Genomic DNA, 20445 nt, shown 5'->3' on the forward strand with positions numbered 1-20445 from the left:
CTGGTGTATAATTCATCGCCTTGATAGTTCACCCTTTCGTTGTCGCTGAGGCACATATCAAAAAAGCTCCGCTGCGGAGCAGTGGAGCTTGGATGGTTCATTTGCAGTTTTTCTGGATGATCTCGTTCTATGGCAGGACGTCGTCGAGGTGCTCGGGATGCCGCTGGATGTCAGCATCCGGCAGGTGTTCGAAGAGGTACTTGAGTGGAACGGGTTCAGGCCGTTGGCCTTGGCAGTCTCGATGATGCTGTAGCTCTGCGAGGCGGAAGGGGTCCTTGGGCTCGGCGGGGAAATGTGGCCTGAGTGAATGCAATCCATGGGCTCGGCGGGGGAGCTTCGATTGACTTTTCTCTATTTTTATGGTATGCTTTGCATAGATAAAAAGAGCGAACCTAAGATGGTCGGCTCGGCATATCTGTAGACGAAAAATTTCGGCCATACAAACAGCGGTGCTGACGCTGATGGCCACCGTACATCCCCGAAGAAGTCGTCCCTGGCAGGACGGCTTTTTCATTTGTGGACGTACGCCGAAGGGTTACTTGCGAATGATGCGGAGCAGTTCCAGCAGGAACTTTCCGTCAATGACCCCGAAGGACGCCAATACAATCAAGGCAAGAAAGACTAGCACTGAGAGTGCAGCCAGTCCGCAGACCGTGAGGATTGCGACCTCCGAGGAGAAAAACGCTTCCATAGAAGCAGGCATTCGTCACGTGATACCAGAGGCATCACGTCCCTTTCTTTCTTGGATTTATGCCGGAGCCAGGCGGCTCGACTACCGATGACCATCAATTGCATCGTAGATGACAGCAAAATGCTGTGTTCGCTCTAAGGGAGGAATCTCCCTCTGCTATAGTATAACAGGAATGGGGGATATCAGCAAGAAGACTACCACATCTACCGCTGTGCGTCATCTTCTCTAGGGGAGAAAGCAATGGCCAGCGTCTTGCCGGTGCCGACAGGGCCGTAGAGGATGAGGTTCTTGTGCTCTCGGATGAATTGGCAGCTCTCCAGCTCTTCAAGGCTAAACAGCAGCGGGAACTGGATGTGGCCGTACTCGTAGCCTTCAAAGGTCTTGTAGGTCGGGATGTTTTCTGTCAAGCAATTTTCCTCATTTTCATCATCGAAATTCCCCATCGTCATCGTGGGGAAATCCCCACTTTCAGCAGGTCTTGTCAGGAAGCAGGTTCCACTACTGCGTCCTGCCGCATGAGGGCGTGTTCCATCCGGTAGCTCCGGGCGCCGGCCATCAGGAGATGGCCGTGGTTGGCCAGCCGGTCAAGCATGGCGGCTGCCATCTGTTCATCGGTAATGACGCGGTCCACCTTCCCTGTGCGCGGGGAAGGCTTTTTGTTTGGAGGAGTGCTGGTGTCTGCTGACGGATGTCGTCGCCTCTGTTGATGAACTTTTCTTTTTGCGCTATAATGTGAATATATTGTAAAGTTTCGGAGCAATGGCCTTCTGGAGAGAAAGGAATTTCGAGATGGGGAAAATATTAGGAATTGCGATACAGAATTATGGCTCTTTAAAAGATATCTCGCTGGGCAAGCTTCTCAGCAATCAGTCGGGCGCAGAGCTCAGCAATATGACTGCGATTATCGGCCCTAGCGGAAATGGCAAGAGCACCTTGGCAGATGCATTTGGTTTTTTGTCAGACAGTTTGGCGGAGGGAGTAGAGCGCGCCTGTGACGCACGGAATCGCGGCGGCATCCGACAACTGCTGTCACAGGGGAGTGAAGGGCCGATCCACTTTGAGATTTACTACAAAGAGACGCAGAATGACAGCCCCATCACCTACGAATTATCGGTGGCCAAAGACCGCATGGGCCGTCCCTATGTTGCAGAAGAACGCCTGCGCCAGCGCCGGGCGGGAGAGCGCAATGGCAGACCTCTCTCGTTCCTGCACTTGCTGAACGGCAAGGGGTACGCTTTCGAAGGCAAGAAGGGCGGACAGGAAGATGACGGTAAATCCGAGGGCGAGAAGCAGGAGGTAGAGCTCGCGGACAATCGCAAGCTCGGCATCGTGACGCTCGGAGCCATGAAGCAGTACACGCGCATCGAGAAGTTCCTGAACTTTCTGCGCAGCTGGTATCTCTGCTACTTCACGCCAGATGCCGCACGCCAGCTCCAGTCCTTGTCGCCAGACCCGTATCTCAATCGCGATGGCAGCAACCTCAACAACGTCGCTCAGTACATGTACCGAAGGAATCCCGTGGAATTCAAGAAGATCCTCGCCGACATCCAGACCAAGATACCGAACATCCGCAGGATTGAACCTATCGAGATGCCAAACGGCCAGATTGCACTCGCATTCTGGCAGAACGATTTCAAGGAGCCCTTCTACTCACAGCGCATGTCAGACGGCACGCTGAAACTCTTTGCATACTATCTCCTGCTGCATGAGCGCAATCCGCGGCAGCTGATCTTTGTAGAAGAGCCAGAGAACGGCCTGTATCATAAATACTTGGCAACGCTCGCTCTCGAGATGAAATTGAACGTTGGCAAGGGATACGGAAAGCAATTGTTTGTGACGACACACAGTCCCTTTTTCGTCAACGCACTGTCTCCCGAGCAGGTATGGGTACTCTCCAAGGGAGAAGACGGCTTCTCCACGATCAAGAAAGCTTCAGAATATCAGTTCGTGAAAGACCTCGTCAGTGAAGGTGCGACCGTAGGCGATCTCTGGTACAGTGAATACTTTGGCTGATAGCAGATGACAGGTGCAGATTGTTTGATAGAGGGATATACCTATGTTTGTTTATTTTTTGCTTGAAGATATGTCCAGCGGAGTACTCATTGACGTCTTGATGAAGAAGTTCAAGGCAAGATATCCTGATGCTGAGTATAAAAGTCGTTCGTTCAAAGGGCTGGGGGGATTCACAAAGAAGAATACCGTTAAAGAAACGAAGACGGGCAAACTCCTGAATGACCTGAGTACTTATCTACGTGCATTTGACAAAACTTTGCAGTATCAGCCTGATGCAGCAGTCTTTGTCGTTCTAGACAATGATGATAATGATGCAACTGCGTTCCGAGCAAGATTAGAGAAGGTCGCTGCTGATAATAATATCACAGTCGATCATGTATTCTGCATCGCAATCGAAGAAGTGGAGGCCTGGCTCTTGGGCGATAGAGAGGCCCTGCAAAAGGCTTACCCAACGGCAAAAATGCAGAAAATGAAGGATTATAAACAGGACAGCATTTGCGGCACGTGGGAGGTACTCGCTGATGTTGTCTACCCCAAAGGCATCAAGCAATTCAAGAAAGACTTCCCGACCTTTATGGAAGTGGGTAAGAAGAAAAGCGAGTGGGCAAAACAGATTGGTCAGTACATGGTTCCCGAGCACAATATATCGCCGAGCTTCCAGTTCTTCTGGGGCGAGCTGACAAAGCGCGCTGTATCATGACTGTTGTCTTGTTGTAACACATAAGATTTTGGAGTATAAAGGTAAGTGATCCTATTCCGTCTGACTATAGATTGGGAGGATATGCAGGCTTTTCTTTCAGAGCGTATTGTGCTATAATGAGTTGTTAATTTTATTAAAAGTAGGCTTTGAGCCGTGCGATATGTCGGGAAAATAGGTATTTGGGATGAAGGTTTTGGTCACTGGCGGTGCTGGTTTTATTGGTTCGCATCTTGTTCGTCGGTTGATGGCGCTCGGGCATGAGGTCACGGTGCTGGACAATCTGTCGACGGGGGTGCGGGCGCATTTGCCGGAAGAGGGCTTCACTTTCTGGGAGCTCGATGACAGGGCGCCGGAGGCGCGGGAACGCATCGCGGCGGGGCATTTTGATGCGATCGTGCATCTGGCTGGTCAGACGATGGTCGATGCGTCGATCCGCGACCCGCATTTCGATGCGAGCGAGAATGTGCTCGGCACGGTCAATGTGCTGGAGGCGGCGCGCGCGAGCGGGGTGAAGCGCGTGATCTTTGCCTCGACGGCGGCGGCTTACGGCGATGTGGAAGAGGATGTGCTGCCGCTGCAGGAGCAGCTGCCGCTGGCACCGATGTCGTTCTACGGGCTGACGAAGGTCGTGGCCGAGCGCTACCTCGCGCTTTACCAGGCGCTCTACGGCCTCGACTACGTCGTGCTGCGCTTTGCCAATGTCTACGGCGAGCGCCAGGGCGACAAGGGCGAGGGTGGCGTCATCAGCATCTTCGCAAAGCGCGTGGCGAAGGGCGAGCCGCTGATTATCTTCGGCGACGGCGGCCAGACGCGCGACTTCATCTATGCGGGCGACATCGCGAACGGCATCGTGCACGCGCTGACGACGGAGCACGCGAACACGGCCTACAACCTCAGCACGCAGACGGAGACGAGCCTCAATGACCTCGTTACGATCTTCGGCAAGGCCGTCGGCCGGGAGCTGCATCCTGCGCATCAGGCCGCGCGCGAGGGCGACATCTATCGCTCGATGCTCGCCAACGAGAAGGCAAAAGCATCGCTCCACTGGCAGCCGGAAGTCTCCCTCGAAGATGGCCTGCGCCGTACTGTTGCATACTTTGCCAGTGCGGAGTTGTGATGTGTGCAGATCTACAGAGGCAATTATATCCATAGTATCGTCGAGCTCTTGCGCAAATGCTACGTCGAGCGGCCTTTATCTGCGGCCCTTAACCGCTGCTGGCCGTCACTCCGGCGGGCGGCGTGTACTTTGCGGGCGCGGCGGGGCTGAGGGACCACATCCACCGCTGCGCGGTCTCCTTTCTTCAGGGGAGAAGGCTTTGGGGGATTGACAGGGGGCGGGGAGTCTGGTATACTATTATCTGTTAACGATGCATGATGTGTCGTTTTGCCGGAGTGGCGGAATTGGCAGACGCAGCAGACTCAAAATCTGCCGTTGGCAACAACGTACCGGTTCAAGTCCGGTCTTCGGCACCACTTGCTATGTGAGGCTTCGCGGGGTTCTGCGGGGCCTTTTTTGGTGTCTGCCCGGCGGCGGGGATGGCGATGATGTGGAGGGACTGGGATGGAGAAGCAAGGTTGCTGGAATGATATGGGGCGGCGCGGCTGCATGGAGGCGGTGGCGGATCTCTTGCACGTGGAGCTGCGGGAGGTGTTTGCCGTCGAGGGCGTGGCGGAGGCGCTGTTCTTCCTGGCGGAGGACGGGCTCTACGCGATGGCGGTGCAGGCGGACCTGCTCGGCACGCTGTCGGCGGAGGAGCTGGAGGCGGCCCGGGCGGCGGCTGTGCTCGACAAGGGATGCCTGGCGGACCTCCTGAGCGGGGCGGCGCGGATCCGCATGGAGCCTTTCGTGCCGGTGGAGCCGGACTATTACTACTACATGGCGGACGACAATACGGTGCGCGGGTGCAACTGGCACGGCACGTTTGCGGACTTCGCGCATGCGGCGGCGGGCAACTGCTTCCGGACGGAGGCGGAGGTGCTGCGCTATCTGCCGCAGCTCGCGGAACAGCTCAAGGCGCGTTACCGGGCGGAGCGCGGCCTGGCGGCGCCGGAGGAGGCGGGGCCGGCGGATGAGCTCAGCCTCTTTGATGAGCTGCCGCATGACTGATGGCCGCTCCGTGGACACGAGGAAAGGAAAAGACCGCATCCGGCAGGGAACTGCCCGGATGCGGTCTTTTGGCGTGCTTGTGGTCTTATTCGTCGTCGCCGGAGTTGTCGTGGTCGGCGCCGGAGTAGGAGCCGGTGTAGTCGGCGGGATAGATCGTGATGTCGTAGTGGTTGTTGTTCCACTCGTGGGAGAGGTGATGCTTGAAGGGGGTGAGGGCCTCGAGGAGGATGCGGTAGGCCGTCGTGCCGGCGTAGATGCCGGAGTCGGAGATGTCGACTTTGTAGCCGTTCTCGTGGGAGTAGGTGCCGTGAGCGTGGTAACCGTATTCAGCGCCACCCGTGAGGACGAAGGAGACGCCGGCCGACTGGGCGAGGGTGTTGAGCGTGTCGAGGAAAGCGACGGTCGAGCTCTTGAAGTGCTCGGTGTCGGTCACATCGTTTGCATCCCACGGCGTGTCCATGCCGTAGACGCTGCTCCACTTGTGGAGGTTGCTCTTGCCGAAGTCGGTGCGGACGGCATAGGGGTCAGCCGTGGAGCTGCTGCCCGGTGCGGGCTGCGAGGGGATGATGGACGGCAGGTCAATCGCGGGCGTGATGGGCGAAGTCGGCGTCACGGGCGAGAGCGGGGAGATCTTGGCTTCGACCTCGGCATTCTTGCTGTAGCCTGGCTCGGTGGGCAGATGGCGCTGCATGGCGGCCGGTGCGGTCATGGCGGCGTCGTGCTTGACCATGGCGGAGGCGCTGTCCGTCAGGGCAGCCTCAGCACGATGCGAAGAGACGTGTGCGGTGACGGCGGCCGGCTTGACGGCTGGCGCGGCTGAGACGGCAGTGGTGCTGGCTGCGGCGCACGCGAGGAGCGCGGCGGCAAACAGGGTTCTCACGGTTCTTGTTTTACGACTCAATAAAAAGACCTCCTAGGCACTGGACACATATCACGATTTTGCGATTCTGACGACAAATCGAACGATTTGCCAATAGAATACACTTACTAAAGCTCTTAATAGTTCTTTATTATACTACTTTTGTCGCAATCCGTAAAGGCGGGGGGCTTGACAGAGAACTTCCCGCCGCGCGTGCGGGCAAAAAAAGAAGCGGCTGACAAATGGGGGAGTCAGCCGCTGTGGCAGTTGAGGAAGTGAAAGGATATCAACTGCCACACCAAAGGGATCGGATAGTCTATCACCACTATCCATTTGTAACACTTCGCCGCTCCGTCGCGGAATTCCTGCTGATTTTTGGATAAAATTCCGCAGATTGGTCCGTTTTCCAAATGGCGTACTTTGTACGGCGGCCGCGCGATGTGGTATAATGGATAAGTTGATACGGTTTGGAGGGGGGATACGGATGGCAGTATTTTGGGAACAGCTGCTCGCACTCGTGGCGGTGGCCTTCATCGCGTTCGGCACGGTCTACGGCTACCGCAGCTGGCGCAAGAACAAAATGCGCTGAAACCTCTGCCGAAAAGCAGGTGCACTTGCTTTTGGCGGGGCAATCATGATAGAATTCTCATGTATTTTATTTTACGTTTTAAAATTTCTATGATCATTGTGAGTGGGGGAATCCTGATGAAGAAGACTTTGCTGGCCGGTATGATGGCGGCTGCGGCATCGGTCATGGTGCCGGGACTGGCCGGGGCGGAAGCTGTGACGGCGGATGTGCCGACGGGGAGCGTCTATTACGACTATGTCGACAAGCTCAGCGGCATGGGCTACATCGATGCACTGCCGGACGGCGCGCGCCCGTACAGCCGCATGCAGATGGCGAAGTGGGTGCTGCAGGCGGAGAAGAACGCCAAGAGCAAGCCGATGCCTGCTTACCTCGCGGATGAGCTCGCCTCGATGCGCCAGGCCTTTGGCGCGGAGATCGCGGTGCTCAAGGGCCGGAGCGACCAGGAGGATGTCGCGCTGCGCGAGGCTTCGGTGCAGCTCGCGAGCTACGGCAGCGACCAGGCGTCGTACCGGGAGAGCAAGAAGGATGTCCAGCCGAATGCACATTGGCAGCCGTTTGGCCAGGGCACGAAGGGCTATGACTACGCGGACGGCTTCAATGCGGTCGCCAAGGCGGAGGTCTCGGGCAACATCGGCCACAAGACGGCTGTCTCGCTGACGCCGCGCCTGAGCTGGAACGACGATGACGATGCGGAGCTCAAACTCGAAGAGGGCTACGTCAAGACGAAGACGGGCATCGTCGAGTACCTCGCGGGCCGCCAGGCGCTGCGCTACGGCCAGGGCAAGACGGGCACGCTCGTGCTCGACGACACGATGAAGCCGATGACGATGGTCCAGGCGCATCTCGAGGACGACATGCCGGTGCGCGGCTTCTTCCGCTTCCTCGGCAAGCAGAACTACCACGTCTTCTACGGCCAGCTCGAGGGCGACCGCGAGGACCGCGTGGCGAAGGGCCACACGGACTACGACCATGCGGGCCTCCTGGGGCTGCGCGCGGACTTCACGCCGTCGGATGCCTTTACGTTCGGCCTGATGCGCGTCTCGATGCTCGGCGGCGACGGCAATGCGCTCTCGAAGTCGGACTGGCGCCACTGGGTGACGGGCCACAACTCGGAGGCGGAGGGTGACCGCTGGAATGATATCGCGGGCGGCGACTTCCGCGTGCGCCTGCCGGGTGTCCAGTTCTACGGCGAGGTCTACGGCGAGGACGCGGGCGGCCTGCAGCCGACGGAGCGCGGCTACCGCTTCGGCACGTACCTGCCGCAGCTGACGCGCGATGGCTCGTGGGACATGACGCTCGAGTACGCCTCGACGAACCCGTTCTGGTACAAGCACCAGAAGTACCAGAACGGCTGGACGTACAGCGATGACATCATCGGCGATGCGATGGGCAACAATGCCAAGAAGTACTACCTCGGCGTCAACCACTACCTGCCGGGCGAGAACCAGATCGGCGCGTACTTCATGCGCACGCAGATGGACCGCGGTGCGATGAACCACCCGAACGTCTATGAGGCAGCGCTGACGGGGCGCCTCAAGCTGCAGGACCACTTCTTCCTCGACGGCTCGCTCGGCCTCGCGAAGATCGACCATGCGGACTACACGGACCGCACGGACCGCAATGTCTTTGCGACGGCGACGGCGCGCTGGCAGTACTGATGAAAGAGCCCGGATTTTGTTATGGCAAAATCCGGGCTCTTGCGGTATAATGAAGGCGTAGATTCTCGCAGTCCAATGGGCCTGCCTCGTTTGTTGTACGCCGTGTTCTGAAAAGTGATTGACAGCCGTTATCCTTTGTAGTAGACTGGTAACAATATATCTGAGGCAGGTCTCATAGTATCAAGAAAGAAGGGGTTACGTTGGCATTCTATTTCAAGGAACCATCACACACGTTTGGAGAGTATCTTCTCGTCCCAGGTTATTCGTCGGATAAGTGTATCCCGAATAACGTCTCTCTCAAGACGCCGCTGGTGAAGTTCAAGAAAGGTGAAGAACCGAAGATCTCGATGAACATCCCGATGACGTCTGCCATCATGCAGGCTGTCTCGAACGACAAGATGGCAATCGCACTCGCGAAAGAGGGCGGTGTCTCGTTCATCTACGGCTCGCAGAGCATTGAAGCAGAAGCTGCCATGGTATCCCACGTCAAGAACTACAAATCCGGTTTTGTCAGCAGTGACTCCAACATCAAGCCGACGACGACGCTCGGCGAGATCCTGGATCTCCTGCAGAAGACGGGCCATTCGACGATGGCCGTCACGGAAGACGGCACGCCGACGGGCAAGCTCCTCGGCATCGTGACGAGCCGCGACTACCGCATCTCGCGCATGAGCCTCGACACGAAGGCGGAGACGTTCATGACGCCGTTCGAGAAGCTCGTCTACGCGGATGCGGACACGACGTCTTTGACGAAGGCGAACGACCTCATCTGGGAGAACAAGCTCAACATGCTGCCGCTCGTCGACAAGAACCAGCGCCTGCGCTACATGGTCTTCCGCAAGGACTACACGGACAACAAGGAGCATGAGCTCGAGCTCATCGACGAGAACAAGCGCTACATCGTCGGCGCCGGCATCAACACGCGCGACTACGCGGAGCGCGTCCCGGCACTCCTGAAGGCTGGTGCGGATGTGCTCTGCATCGACTCCTCGGAAGGCTTCTCGGAGTGGCAGCGCATCACGCTCAAGTACATCCACGAGCACTTCGGCAGCGATGTCAAGGTCGGCGCGGGCAATGTCGTCGACGCCGAGGGCTTCCGCTTCCTCGCTGAGGCGGGTGCGGACTTCATCAAGGTCGGCATCGGCGGCGGCTCCATCTGCATCACGCGCGAGACGAAGGGCATCGGCCGCGGCCAGGCCACGGCGCTCATCGATGTCTGCGCCGAGCGCGACCGCTACTACGAGGAGACGGGCGTCTACATCCCGGTCTGCTCCGACGGCGGTATCGTCCACGACTACCACATGACGCTGGCCCTCGCGATGGGTGCCGACTTCCTGATGCTCGGCCGCTACTTCTCGCGCTTCGACGAGAGCCCGACGGACAAGGTCAAGGTCAACGGCACGTACTACAAGGAGTACTGGGGCGAAGGCTCGAACCGCGCCCGCAACTGGCAGCGCTACGACCTCGGCGGCGCGCGCAAGCTCTCCTTCGAGGAAGGCGTTGACTCCTATGTCCCGTACGCCGGCCCGCTCAAGGACAATGTCAACATCACGCTGGCCAAGATCCGCTCGACGATGTGCAACTGCGGCGCGCTGACGCTGCCGGAGCTGCGCGAGAAGGCGAAGATCACGCTCGTCTCGGCCACGAGCATTGTCGAGGGCGGCTCGCACGATGTCATCCTCAAGGACAAATTCGGCCGCAACTGACGGCTTCCTGTCATATGTCAGCCCGGAACTCGCTTCCGGGCTGTTTTTTTGTCTCGGAACGGCGTTTGTCTCGAAACGGCGAAGGTTCATGACGAAACGGCGTATTTTCATGACGCGGCAGGATTTTGACTTTGGCAGGGCGAATGCTATAATATGAATGGAAATCGTTTACGGATGTGCTGCGCGGAGGTCTACCGTGGCTCTGGCGCGGGCACGTGACGGGAGAAGAAAAGGCGGCTCCGACTGCAGGGGCTTGGAGCCGAGGAGGGATGGAAATGACGCTGCAATTCACGGAACGCGAGGTGAAGGCAGAGATGGCGCGGCTCTCGAAGGGGTACGATATCGTGCGGCTCGTCGACCCGGAGGAATGCCACGCGTTTTCGGTCGGGGCGGACCATTCGTGCAAGTACGGCGAGGGCTGTTATTCGGTCTGGCGCAGCACGAACCGCTGCCGCAACTGCACGAGCCTGCGCGCACTCAAGACGGGCATGGAGCTGCACAAGACGGAGATCAAGGACGGCGATCTCTACTTCATCACGTCGCGCCCCATCGAGCTTCTGCTCGCGGACGGCACGACGTTTTCCTGTGTCATGGAGCTGATTCGCATAGAGAGGGGCCGGGGCATGAAGAAGGACGGGCATCACGCGATGCTGCAGAAGGGATTTGACCGGAAGGTGTTTGAGGAGACGCTGCGCATGGCCATGCAGAACCTGCCGACGGGTGTCGTCTGGTTTGATATGAGCGGGCACTGCATCTATGCGAACAGCGAGGCGTTCCGCCTCTTCGATGTCCCGGACAGCCTGGCAAAGCTCGAGGTCATCCTCAAGGACTGGTTCCAGGAGGATGCGCTCGCGAGCCCGGAGGCTACGGTCTGGCTGCAGCAGTACGGGGAGAAGGAGAGCCCGCGGTCGCTGCAGATCTGCCGCTACCCGCTCAACGACGGCACGGGCATGGATGTCGGCATGTACTTCCTCATCAGCGACTGCACGCAGGACCAGAAGAACCTCGACCTGGAGCACTTCGGCACGATGCACGACGCCCTGACGGGCATCTACAACAAGTACGGCTTCTACCGGCAGGCGCGCCACGTCATGGACGACAACCCGCATGTGGAATACCTCATGGTCTGCCTGAACTTCGGGGACTTCAAGCTATTGAACGGGCTCTACGGCATGACGAAGGGCAATGAGCTCCTGGTGCGCGTCGGCGGCATGCTGCGCCGGCGCTACGGCCAGAACCGGCGGACGGCCTACGGGCGCATCCGCGCGGACCGCTTCGCCATGCTGATCCCGGCGGAGGACTTCGTGCCGGAGGAATACCTCAAGACGGTCGAGACGGTCATGCACGAGCTTACCTCGATCCACTTCGACCTGCAGATCGCAATCGGCATCTGCCGCGTCACGGACCGGCGCATGCCGATCTCGGTGCTCTGCGACCGCGCGTTTTTGGCGGCGAGCGTCTTGAAGACGCAGGAGAGCAACGGCTTTGTCTGGTACTCGGATCACATGATGTCCGACAAGATACGCGACCGCGCGGTGCTGAGCCGCTTCTCGGATGCGCTGGGCCGCGGGGAGATCCAGCTCTACCTGCAGGCGCAGGTGGGGGCGGGGGACCGGCACGTGATCGGCGCGGAGGCGCTCTCGCGCTGGGTCTGCGAGGACGGCCGCGTGATCCCGCCCGCGGTATTCATCCCAATCCTCGAGGAGCACGGCAAGATCTGGCAGCTCGACTACCACATCTGGGAGATGGCCTGCCGCCTACTGAAGTCATGGAAGGATGACCCGGTCTTCGGCAGCTACAGGATCTCGGTCAACATCTCGGTCAAGGACATCTACTACCTCGACCTCTACGAGGTCTTCACGCATCTCGTCGAGGAGTACAAGATCGACCCGGAGCATCTCGAGCTCGAGATCACGGAGACGGTCTTCATGGACAAGCCGAAGGAGGCCATCGCTCTCATCCAGCGGCTCAAGGAGTACGGCTTCACGATCGCCATCGATGATTTCGGCAGCGGCTACTCGAGCCTGAGCTTCCTCAAGGACATCCAGGCGGACATCCTGAAGATCGACATGGAGTTCTTGCGCAAGACGGAGCATCAGGAGCGCAGCCGCATCATCCTGCGCTCAATCGTGGCGCTCGCGCGCGAACTCGGCATGCCGACGGTCGTCGAGGGGGTCGAGACGAGCCAGCAGGTCCGCGATCTCACGCAGATCGGCTGCGATATCTTCCAGGGGTTCTACTACTCGCGGCCCGTCCCTGTCGCGGACTTTGAGGAGCGCTTCCCGGACGGCCTGGCCCGCCCGTGGAGCGAGCCGGTGCAGGCAGAGAAGTAAGAGGCTGGAGCCTGCCGCATCCTGGCGGGCTTCAGTCTTTTTTCACGGAAGGCGTGTATATATATAGAAAGCATTTGATTTTTGAGGAGTGGTGACGATGCGGGTTTTGCTGGCAGAGGACGACAAGCGCCTGGGCAAGCTCATCCAGTACATGCTGGAGCAGAACGACATACAGGTCGAATGGGTGACGAACGGCAGTGATATCTACGAGTATGCGATGTACACGGACTACGACATCCTGATCCTCGACTGGATGATGCCGGGGGAGACGGGCGTGGAGGCGTGCAGCCGCCTGCGCAAGGACGGCTATGAGAAGGCCATCCTGATGCTGACGGCGCGCGACTCGGTCGAGGATCGCGTGACGGGGCTCGACGCGGGGGCGGACGACTACCTCGTCAAGCCGTTCGAGTTCGCGGAGCTCATGGCGCGACTGCGCGCGCTCGGCCGCCGCAGCACGCAGAAAATCCAGCAGGATATCGTCGAGGTCGGCGAGTTCACGCTGAACCGCACGGCGAAGGTCCTCAAGAAGAAGGACAAGGTCATCCAGCTCTCGCCGCGCGAGTTCCAGATCTTCGACCTGCTCGCGCAGAACATCGGCATCGTCGTGCCGCGCGACATCATCCTCGACCGCATCTGGGGCCTCGAGTCGGACGTCAGCTCGAACAACATCGACTCCTACATGAAGATCCTGCGCAAGAAGCTTGACCTCGGCGACGGCGGCACGGTCATCAAGACGGTCCGCGGCGTCGGCTACAAGCTGGAGGCCAAGAGCTGATGGCGCAGAACATCTTTGGCAGCAGCCGCCGCAAGCTCACGATGCTCTACTCAATCGTCATGATCATCTTTCTCGTCGTGCTGATCTTCGCGATGCACAAGACGATGGAGTGGTCGATCACGTCGGAGCAGGCGCGCGAGCTCATGGACACGGCGAGCAATGTGGCGGAGGCGCAGGAGTACTTCAACCAGCACCCGGAGATCGTGCTCGACGATACGATCGCCTATAAGAGCACGAATGACCGCCTGTTCTTCTATGTCTTCGACAATGAGGGGCGCCTCTTGAACTTCGCGCGCGCCTCGTTCCGCATCGAACCCTTCATCCTCGACACGATCGCGCAGGAGAAGGTGGAGCCGGGCGGCGTGACGGTCTTCTCGAAGCCCGGCTCGGAGAACACGCGCAAGGCGCGCATCATGCTGACGGCCCAGCAGGTCCGCGACGATGAGGGCAATGCGACGCAGACGGTCTACGTCGGCAAGGATGTCACGGCGATGTACAACGGCATGGAGAAGGCGACGTACGCGCTGGCCTTCCTCGGCGCCATCGCGCTGGTCATCGCGACGATCGTCGGCCACGTCCTCTCGGGCAAGGCGATGATCCCGCTGCGGCAGGCCTACGAGAAGCAGCGCCAGTTCGCGGCGGACGCCTCGCATGAGCTCCGGACGCCCTTGGCCGTCGTCATGGCCTCGGCGGAGCTTTTGCAGAACGACCCGTCGATCCAGTCGCCTTTCCTGCGGCAGGTCATCGACGATGTGCGCGACGAGGTCAAGAAGATGACGAAGCTCGTCAGCGACCTGCTCGTCGTCGCGCGCAGCGACAACAAGGCGCTGAAGCTCAAGCCGCAGAAGTTCAATCTCTCGGCGCTCATCGAGCAGACGGCGCGCCTCATGCAGCCGCTCGCCGAGCAGAAGAAGATCGACCTGCAGGCGGAGAACTTGCCGAAGGTCGAGATCCAGGCCGACGAGCAGAAGATCCGCCAGCTCGTGCTGATCCTCGTCGACAACGCCGTCAAGTACACGCCGGACGGCGGCCGCGTCTCCGTGCGCTACGAGAGCACGGAGAAGGGCAGGGTGCGCTTTGCCGTCAGCGACACGGGCATCGGCATCGCGAAGGAGGACCAGGCGAAGGTCTTCGACCGCTTCTACCGCGTCGACAAGGCGCGCTCGCGCGAGATGGGCGGCAACGGCCTCGGCCTCGCCATCGCGCAGGAGATCGTCCACCTGCACAAGGGCCGCATCTGGATCCAGAGCGAGCTCGGCCAGGGCACGACCTTCTTTGTCGAGCTGCGCACGAAGTTTAAATGAGTCTGAGCCTGCCGGATTATCACGTCCGGTGGGCTTTTTTGCTGGCATTCTGCAAGAGAACAGGAGAAAAAATCATGGAGATGGAGAAAGCGAGACGGGAAGAGCGCATGGAGCGCCACGGGCTGCTGATCGTGCACACGGGGGATGGCAAGGGCAAGACGACGGCGGCCATGGGGCTCGCTGTGCGCGCCTGGGGCGACGGCCTGCGCGTGCTCATCCTGCAGTTCATCAAGGGCGGCTGGCAGACGGGCGAGCGCCATGCCATCGAGGTCCTCGCGCGTGCCGAGGGCCGCATCGAGCTCCGGCCGCTCGGCCTCGGCTTCACGAGAAAGGGCGAGAAGCCGAAGGAGGAGCACCGGCAGGCGGCGGAGGCGGCCCTGCAGATGGCTGCGGACGAGCTGCAGAGCGGCCGCTGGGACATGGTCATCCTCGACGAGGTCAATTACGCCGTCAGATTCGGCCTGATCAGGGAGGAGGAGCTCGGCGCGCTGCTCGAACGACGCCCGCCAGAAGTGCACCTCGTCTGCACGGGGCGCGCGGCCTGCCCGCTGCTGCTGGAGCGGGCCGACCTCATCACGGAGATGCGTAGCCTGCGCCATCCGTTCGCCGCGGGGATAAAAGCGCAAAAAGGCATTGAATTTTGATTCGTAATGTTGTAAACTAGGTATCACATGAATCTTTGCATCGGATTGTCTGCTGTGTGTAGACAGATTGCAGGCAGGCGATACAGAATAGATAGGAGAGTTGCTTTATGAGAAGTGATATTGTCAAAAAAGGCGCCACGCGCTGTGCGCACCGTTCCTTATTCCATGCCATGGGCTACGGCCCTGAGGACCTCCAGAAGCCGCTGATCGGCATCTGCAATTCCTTCAACGAGATCATCCCGGGCCACATCCACCTGCGCGAGATCGCGCAGGCGGCCAAGCTCGGCGTCGCGGCAGCCGGCGGCACGCCGATCGAGTTTCCGGCCATCGGCGTCTGCGACGGCATCGCCATGGGCCACACGGGCATGAAGTACTCGCTCGCGAGCCGCGAGCTCATCGCGGACTCCATCGAGGCTGTCGCGATGGCCTCGGGCTTTGACGGCCTCGTCCTGATCCCGAACTGCGACAAGGTCGTCCCGGGCATGCTGATGGCGGCAGCCCGCCTCAACATCCCGGCCGTCGTCGTCTCGGGCGGCCCGATGCTGCCGGGCCGCTTCCACGGCCACGATGTCAGCGTCAGCCAGGCCTTCGAGGCAGCCGGCAAGTTCGCCGCCGGCCAGATGGACGCCGCTGAGATGGCAGACCTCGAGTCGAAGTGCTGCCCGGGCTGCGGCTCCTGCGCCGGCCTCTTCACGGCCAACACGATGAACTCCCTGACGGAGGTCCTCGGCATGGGCCTGCCGGGCAACGGCACGATCCCGGCTGCCTACACGGGCGCACGCCGCCTGCTCGCCAAGCGCGCCGGTGAAGCCGTCATGAAGCTCATCGAGAAGGACATCCGCCCGCGCGACATCATGACGCGCGAGGCCTTCGAGAACGCCATCACGGTCGACATGGGCATCGGCGGCTCCTCGAACACCGTCCTTCACCTGACGGCCATCGCGCACGAGGCCGGCATCGAGCTGCCGGCGCCGCTCTTCGACGAGATCTCGCGCCGCACGCCGTACATCACGAAGCTCAGCCCGGCCGGCAAGCACCACATGACGGACCTCAACGAGGCCGGCGGCATCCCGGCTGTCATGCACGAGCTCGCGAAGAAGAACCTCATCCACCTCGACGCCCTGACGATCACGGGCACGGTCGGCGACCGCATCAAGAACGCCGAAGTCCTCGACCGCACGGTCATCCACAGCGTCGACGACCCGTACCGCAAGGAGGGCGGCATCGCCATCCTCAAGGGCAACCTCGCACCGGACTACGCCGTTGTCAAGGCATCGGCCGTCGCACCGGACATGCTGACCTACACGGGCAAGGCGAAGTGCTACAACTCCGAGACGGAAGCCTGCGACGCCATCATGGCCGGCGACATCCACGACGGCGATGTCGTCGTCATCCGCTACGAGGGCCCGAAGGGCGGCCCGGGCATGCAGGAGATGCTCAACCCGACGGCTGTCATCACGGGCCGCGGCCTCAAGGTCGGCCTGATCACCGATGGCCGCTTCAGCGGCGCCAGCCAGGGTGCCTGCGTCGGCCACATCTCGCCGGAGGCCATGGAAGGCGGCCCGATCGCCCTCATCGAGGACGGCGACGAGATCACCATCGACATCCCGAACCGCAGCCTCTCGCTCGCCGTCAGCGACGAAGAGCTCGCCAAGCGCAAGGCGAACTGGAAGAAGCCCGAGCCGAAGATCAAGACGGGCTATCTCTCCCGCTACGCCAAGCTCACGACGTCCGCCAGCACGGGCGCTGTGCTCAAGTAATCCCATCAGCGACTCTACAGGAGAAGCAGCCGAGGCTGCTTCTCTTTTTGTCGTGGGGGAGATACCTTGTATTTTCGTTCGGGATTCGCTATAATGAATGAGTTATAAGAAATCAATGAGACTCCGCTTCCTGCGGGTTTTCTTCCAATTCCGAGGTGTTAGAACCATTGCATATCGTATTGATTGAACCAGAGATCCCGGGCAACACGGGAAACATCGCGCGGCTCTGCGCCGGCACGGGCATCGAGCTCCATCTCGTGCGGCCGCTCGGCTTCTCGACGGATGACAAGCACCTGAAGCGCGCCGGCCTCGACTACTGGCCGCTCGTCAAGGTCCACTACCATGACAGCTTCGAGGAAGTCCAGGAGCGCTACGCCGGCCACAACTTCTACTTTTTGTCGACGAAGGCACCGCGCTCCTATACGGAAGTCTCGTACACGATGGACGACATGCTCGTCTTCGGCAAGGAATCGGCCGGCATCCCCGAGCCCATCCTCAAGGCGAACTGGGATCACTGCGTGCGCATCCCGATGATCGCCGAGGCACGCTCGCTGAACCTCTCCAACTCCGTCGCCGTCGTGGCCTACGAGGCCATGCGGCAGATGGACTTCCAGAACCTCGCAGAAGCCGGCCCCGGCCTCCGCATGGACCACCGCTGACGCGCCGCGCGTCAAGACGACGAGAAGACCATAGTGAAGACCATAGTACAGATGGGAATGATGACTGATGATTGACAAAAGCTTTGTCCAGAAATGCCAGGCCTTCATCGAGCCGAACCGCTTCCGCCTCGATGAGCCGATGAAACTCCACACGACCTTCAAGATCGGCGGACCCGCCGACTGCCTGATCTTCCCCGCCTCCATGGAGGAGACCGAGAAGGTCCTCGCCCTCGTCAACGAGTACAAGCTGCCGCTGACCATCCTCGGCAACGGCTCCAACGTCCTCGTGCAGGACAAGGGCATCCGCGGCGTCGTCGTGAAATTCGCGCGCCCGATGGCCAAGATCCGCCATGAGGGCACGCGCATCATCGCCGGCGCCGGCGCCCTCCTCAAAGACGTCTCCGAAGCCGCCGCGCAGAGCAGCCTGACCGGCCTCGAATTCGCCTGCGGCATCCCCGGCAGCATCGGCGGCGCCATCTTCATGAACGCCGGCGCCTACGACGGCGAGATGAAGAACGTCGCCGACACCGTGCGCACCGTCGACCGCGAGGGGAACATCCACACCTACAGCCGCGACGAACTCGACCTCGGCTACCGCCACAGCCGCTTCCAGGACAATGGCGAGGCCATCGTCGAAGTCGAGCTCTGCCTCGAGCCCGGCGACAGCAGCGCTATCCGCGCCAAGATGGACGACTTCACCCAGCGCCGCGAGAGCAAGCAGCCCCTCGAGATGCCCAGCGCCGGCAGCACCTTCAAGCGCCCCAAAGGCTACTTCGCCGGCACCCTGATCCAGGAGACCGGCCTCAAAGGCCTCCAGGTCGGCGGCGCCCAGGTTTCCACCAAGCACGCCGGCTTCGTCGTCAACGCCACCGGCAACGCCACCGCCGCCGACGTCCGCGGCCTCATCCACGAAGTCCAGCAGCGCGTCTACGAGAAACACGGCGTCATGCTCCACCCCGAAGTCCGCATCATCGGCGACGCATGATCCCATGAACCGCATAAAGGCATAAAGGAAATGAAAAAGACTGCCACCATAGCGTGACAGTCTTTTTTTATCCGAGAATCGTATCGAGCGCCATCATCAGCGTGAACCCGACCGAAAACGCGACCACCCCGATATTCGAGTGATGGCCCGCACTCATCTCCGGGATGAGCTCCTCCACGACGACGTAGAGCATCGCGCCCGCCGCGAACGCCAGCAGGTACGGCAGCACCGGCACGACGACGCTTGCCGCGACGATCGTCAGCGCCCCGCCGATCGGCTCCACGACGCCCGACAGCGTGCCGAGCACGAACGCCTTCGCGCGCCCCTCACCGTTCGCCGCGAGCGGCAGCGAGATGATCGCCCCCTCCGGGAAGTTCTGGATCGCGATGCCGAGCGACAACGCGAGCGCCGCGCCGAGCGAGAGGTCCGCGCCGCCCGTGAGCCAGCCCGCCAGCACGACGCCGACCGCCATGCCCTCCGGGATGTTGTGCAGCGTCACCGCGAGCACGAGCTTGAGGTTCTTCGAGAGCGCGCTCTTCGGGCCCTCGGCCTCCTCGCTGTTCAGGTGGAGGTGCGGGATGATGTGGTCGAGCAGCAGCAAGAAGAGCGTGCCAGCCCAGAAGCCCGCGACGGCCGGCAGCGAGGCGTAGGCGCCGAGCGCGCTGCTCTCTTCCATCGAGGGGATCAGGAGACTCCAGACCGAAGCCGCGACCATGATGCCCGCCGCAAAGCCCGTGAACGCCTTCTGGATGCGGTGGTCGAGCTCCCCGCGCAGCAAAAAGACACAGGCCGCGCCGAGCGTCGTGCCGAGGAACGGGATGGCGAGTCCCTGCAGGATCTCAATCGGCATGAGAATCCCTCCTTTTCTTTCGTTTCTTCCTATTATACAGGAAAGATGCCCAAAAGGAAATGGTGGCCCGCGGCTGTCCGACATTGAGAAAGAAAACGGATCTGTGCTATAATAGTGTATACGTATGGTTTGGAGCGGAGTGTGTTGGTATGGCAAACAGCAGAGAGAAGAAGACGCGCAATGTCTTCACCGAGAAGGCGGCACTCGAGCAGGAGGTTGCCGCTTTGCAGGCGAAGCTAGAGGAGCAGGCGGCAAAGCTCGCCGACTGCCGCCGGGAGATCGAGGACGCGATTGTCGCGCGCATCAAGCAGCGGGACGAGCTCGACGCCCTGCGCGAGGAGAACCGGCAGTTGCGGAAGAGGCTCGCATTGTATGAGCCTCCTGCCGATCCGGCAGGAGTACACGCAGGGGATGAGCCGCCTGCACCGTGTCATCCGCCTGCCGATGCGGCAGGCGTCCCAGTAGAAGATTCCCCAGCCGAACCGGCCCGGACGCGGGAGGAACAGGAGTTCTTCGATTCCTTCCGCATCTACGTCGTCGGTGGCACGGAGAAGTGGCAGAAGAAGGCCGCAGAAGTCTTCCCGACGATGCACTTCCTCGGCAGCGAGAAGAACTTCGATCGCTCCGCGCTCGCGCAGGCCGACTACGTCATCATCAACACGAATGCCGTCTCGCACGCCTGCACCGAGAAGGCCAAGAATGCCGCGCCGAAGTCGGCATCCATCATCATGACCTCCAACAACAACCTCCATCTCCTGCAGCGAAAGCTGCTCGAGACGATACAGTGACAGAGAATAAATCCGACAGAACGA

The 20445-nt window shown here is 60.4% G+C and carries 19 protein-coding genes and 1 tRNA gene; 17 read left to right on the top strand and 3 right to left on the bottom strand.

Annotation, left to right across the window (positions count from 1 at the left end; translation table 11 throughout):
* The first annotated feature begins 88 nt into the window (after nucleotides 1–88).
* Nucleotides 89–253, top strand: coding sequence for a hypothetical protein (locus QDI87_RS01515; RefSeq protein ID WP_278742065.1), 165 nt, complete (start codon nucleotides 89–91; stop codon nucleotides 251–253).
* Between the two features lie 641 nt (nucleotides 254–894).
* On the opposite strand, the gene QDI87_RS01520 is transcribed toward QDI87_RS01515, so the two are convergent.
* The gene (locus tag QDI87_RS01520; protein ID WP_278742066.1) at nucleotides 895–1098 is read right to left on the bottom strand and encodes an ATP-binding protein; all 204 of its coding nucleotides are present in this window, start codon (nucleotides 1096–1098) and stop codon (nucleotides 895–897) included.
* Nucleotides 1099–1169: 71 nt separating this feature from the next.
* Between QDI87_RS01520 and QDI87_RS01525 the strand changes: the two genes are divergently transcribed.
* The 6 genes from QDI87_RS01525 to QDI87_RS01550 all read left to right on the top strand — a co-directional run bounded on the left by QDI87_RS01525 (nucleotide 1170) and on the right by QDI87_RS01550 (nucleotide 5511).
* Nucleotides 1170–1376, top strand: coding sequence for a hypothetical protein (locus QDI87_RS01525; RefSeq protein ID WP_278742068.1), 207 nt, complete (start codon nucleotides 1170–1172; stop codon nucleotides 1374–1376).
* A gap of 104 nt (nucleotides 1377–1480) precedes the next feature.
* Nucleotides 1481–2704 (top strand): AAA family ATPase, encoded by a 1224-nt coding sequence (locus QDI87_RS01530; RefSeq protein WP_082427681.1) that lies wholly within the window; start codon nucleotides 1481–1483, stop codon nucleotides 2702–2704.
* Between the two features lie 43 nt (nucleotides 2705–2747).
* A complete protein-coding gene (locus tag QDI87_RS01535) occupies nucleotides 2748–3404 on the top strand; it encodes a DUF4276 family protein (RefSeq protein ID WP_055160639.1) in 657 nt (218 codons plus the stop codon).
* 184 nt (nucleotides 3405–3588) lie between these two features.
* Nucleotides 3589–4521, top strand: coding sequence for an NAD-dependent epimerase/dehydratase family protein (locus tag QDI87_RS01540; RefSeq protein ID WP_255240835.1), 933 nt, complete (start codon nucleotides 3589–3591; stop codon nucleotides 4519–4521).
* A 269-nt stretch (nucleotides 4522–4790) separates the two neighbouring features.
* Nucleotides 4791–4877, top strand: a tRNA-Leu gene (locus QDI87_RS01545).
* A gap of 88 nt (nucleotides 4878–4965) precedes the next feature.
* A complete protein-coding gene (locus tag QDI87_RS01550; protein WP_278520172.1) occupies nucleotides 4966–5511 on the top strand; it encodes a hypothetical protein in 546 nt (181 codons plus the stop codon).
* Between the two features lie 85 nt (nucleotides 5512–5596).
* Here QDI87_RS01550 and QDI87_RS01555 read toward each other — a convergent pair whose 3' ends face one another.
* On the bottom strand, nucleotides 5597–6412 hold the full coding sequence (locus QDI87_RS01555) for a hypothetical protein (RefSeq protein WP_278520171.1): 816 nt from the start codon (nucleotides 6410–6412) through the stop codon (nucleotides 5597–5599).
* Nucleotides 6413–7075: 663 nt separating this feature from the next.
* Here QDI87_RS01555 and QDI87_RS01560 point away from each other — a divergent pair.
* The 9 genes from QDI87_RS01560 to murB all read left to right on the top strand — a co-directional run bounded on the left by QDI87_RS01560 (nucleotide 7076) and on the right by murB (nucleotide 18783).
* Complete coding sequence (locus tag QDI87_RS01560; RefSeq protein ID WP_055160650.1) at nucleotides 7076–8617, top strand: capsule assembly Wzi family protein; 1542 nt, start codon at nucleotides 7076–7078, stop codon at nucleotides 8615–8617.
* A 200-nt stretch (nucleotides 8618–8817) separates the two neighbouring features.
* Entirely contained in the window at nucleotides 8818–10323 is a 1506-nt protein-coding gene (locus tag QDI87_RS01565) for an IMP dehydrogenase (protein ID WP_036378587.1), read from the top strand.
* Nucleotides 10324–10598: 275 nt separating this feature from the next.
* Nucleotides 10599–12656 (top strand): EAL domain-containing protein, encoded by a 2058-nt coding sequence (locus QDI87_RS01570; RefSeq protein WP_278742069.1) that lies wholly within the window; start codon nucleotides 10599–10601, stop codon nucleotides 12654–12656.
* A 97-nt stretch (nucleotides 12657–12753) separates the two neighbouring features.
* Nucleotides 12754–13431, top strand: a complete 678-nt coding sequence (locus QDI87_RS01575; protein ID WP_036376419.1) for a response regulator transcription factor — start codon at nucleotides 12754–12756, stop codon at nucleotides 13429–13431.
* Nucleotides 13431–14735 (top strand): sensor histidine kinase, encoded by a 1305-nt coding sequence (locus tag QDI87_RS01580; RefSeq protein ID WP_278742070.1) that lies wholly within the window; start codon nucleotides 13431–13433, stop codon nucleotides 14733–14735. Before QDI87_RS01575 ends, QDI87_RS01580 begins: the two co-directional genes overlap by 1 nt.
* Nucleotides 14732–15379, top strand: a complete 648-nt coding sequence (gene cobO, locus QDI87_RS01585) for a cob(I)yrinic acid a,c-diamide adenosyltransferase (RefSeq protein ID WP_278742072.1) — start codon at nucleotides 14732–14734, stop codon at nucleotides 15377–15379. The genes QDI87_RS01580 and cobO overlap by 4 nt, the downstream gene beginning before the upstream one ends.
* 107 nt (nucleotides 15380–15486) lie before the next feature.
* Nucleotides 15487–17139 carry a dihydroxy-acid dehydratase gene (gene ilvD, locus QDI87_RS01590; protein WP_278742073.1) on the top strand — a complete coding sequence of 551 codons (1653 nt, stop codon included), beginning with the start codon at nucleotides 15487–15489 and terminating at the stop codon, nucleotides 17137–17139.
* Nucleotides 17140–17306: 167 nt separating this feature from the next.
* Nucleotides 17307–17798, top strand: a complete 492-nt coding sequence (gene trmL / locus QDI87_RS01595; protein ID WP_036376428.1) for a tRNA (uridine(34)/cytosine(34)/5-carboxymethylaminomethyluridine(34)-2'-O)-methyltransferase TrmL — start codon at nucleotides 17307–17309, stop codon at nucleotides 17796–17798.
* 67 nt (nucleotides 17799–17865) lie between these two features.
* Nucleotides 17866–18783, top strand: coding sequence for a UDP-N-acetylmuramate dehydrogenase (gene murB, locus QDI87_RS01600; protein WP_278742074.1), 918 nt, complete (start codon nucleotides 17866–17868; stop codon nucleotides 18781–18783).
* A gap of 67 nt (nucleotides 18784–18850) precedes the next feature.
* Here murB and QDI87_RS01605 read toward each other — a convergent pair whose 3' ends face one another.
* Nucleotides 18851–19633 carry a ZIP family metal transporter gene (locus tag QDI87_RS01605; RefSeq protein WP_226867108.1) on the bottom strand — a complete coding sequence of 261 codons (783 nt, stop codon included), beginning with the start codon at nucleotides 19631–19633 and terminating at the stop codon, nucleotides 18851–18853.
* A 149-nt stretch (nucleotides 19634–19782) separates the two neighbouring features.
* On the opposite strand from QDI87_RS01605, the gene QDI87_RS01610 reads away from it, so the two are divergent.
* Entirely contained in the window at nucleotides 19783–20421 is a 639-nt protein-coding gene (locus QDI87_RS01610) for a hypothetical protein (protein ID WP_278742076.1), read from the top strand.
* Nucleotides 20422–20445 lie beyond the last annotated feature (24 nt).

Source organism: Mitsuokella jalaludinii (genome assembly GCF_928722185.1).
Lineage (GTDB): Bacteria > Bacillota > Negativicutes > Selenomonadales > Selenomonadaceae > Mitsuokella > Mitsuokella jalaludinii.

Coding starts and splice junctions, on each gene's coding strand:
- QDI87_RS01530 (WP_082427681.1), top strand. CDS start 1,481: ATGGGGAAAATATTAGGAATTGCGATACAGAATTATGGCTCTTTAAAA.
- QDI87_RS01535 (WP_055160639.1), top strand. CDS start 2,748: ATGTTTGTTTATTTTTTGCTTGAAGATATGTCCAGCGGAGTACTCATT.
- QDI87_RS01540 (WP_255240835.1), top strand. CDS start 3,589: ATGAAGGTTTTGGTCACTGGCGGTGCTGGTTTTATTGGTTCGCATCTT.
- QDI87_RS01550 (WP_278520172.1), top strand. CDS start 4,966: ATGGAGAAGCAAGGTTGCTGGAATGATATGGGGCGGCGCGGCTGCATG.
- QDI87_RS01560 (WP_055160650.1), top strand. CDS start 7,076: ATGAAGAAGACTTTGCTGGCCGGTATGATGGCGGCTGCGGCATCGGTC.
- QDI87_RS01570 (WP_278742069.1), top strand. CDS start 10,599: ATGACGCTGCAATTCACGGAACGCGAGGTGAAGGCAGAGATGGCGCGG.
- QDI87_RS01575 (WP_036376419.1), top strand. CDS start 12,754: ATGCGGGTTTTGCTGGCAGAGGACGACAAGCGCCTGGGCAAGCTCATC.
- QDI87_RS01580 (WP_278742070.1), top strand. CDS start 13,431: ATGGCGCAGAACATCTTTGGCAGCAGCCGCCGCAAGCTCACGATGCTC.
- cobO (WP_278742072.1), top strand. CDS start 14,732: ATGAGTCTGAGCCTGCCGGATTATCACGTCCGGTGGGCTTTTTTGCTG.
- ilvD (WP_278742073.1), top strand. CDS start 15,487: ATGAGAAGTGATATTGTCAAAAAAGGCGCCACGCGCTGTGCGCACCGT.
- murB (WP_278742074.1), top strand. CDS start 17,866: ATGATTGACAAAAGCTTTGTCCAGAAATGCCAGGCCTTCATCGAGCCG.
- QDI87_RS01605 (WP_226867108.1), bottom strand. CDS start 19,633: ATGCCGATTGAGATCCTGCAGGGACTCGCCATCCCGTTCCTCGGCACG.
- QDI87_RS01610 (WP_278742076.1), top strand. CDS start 19,783: ATGGCAAACAGCAGAGAGAAGAAGACGCGCAATGTCTTCACCGAGAAG.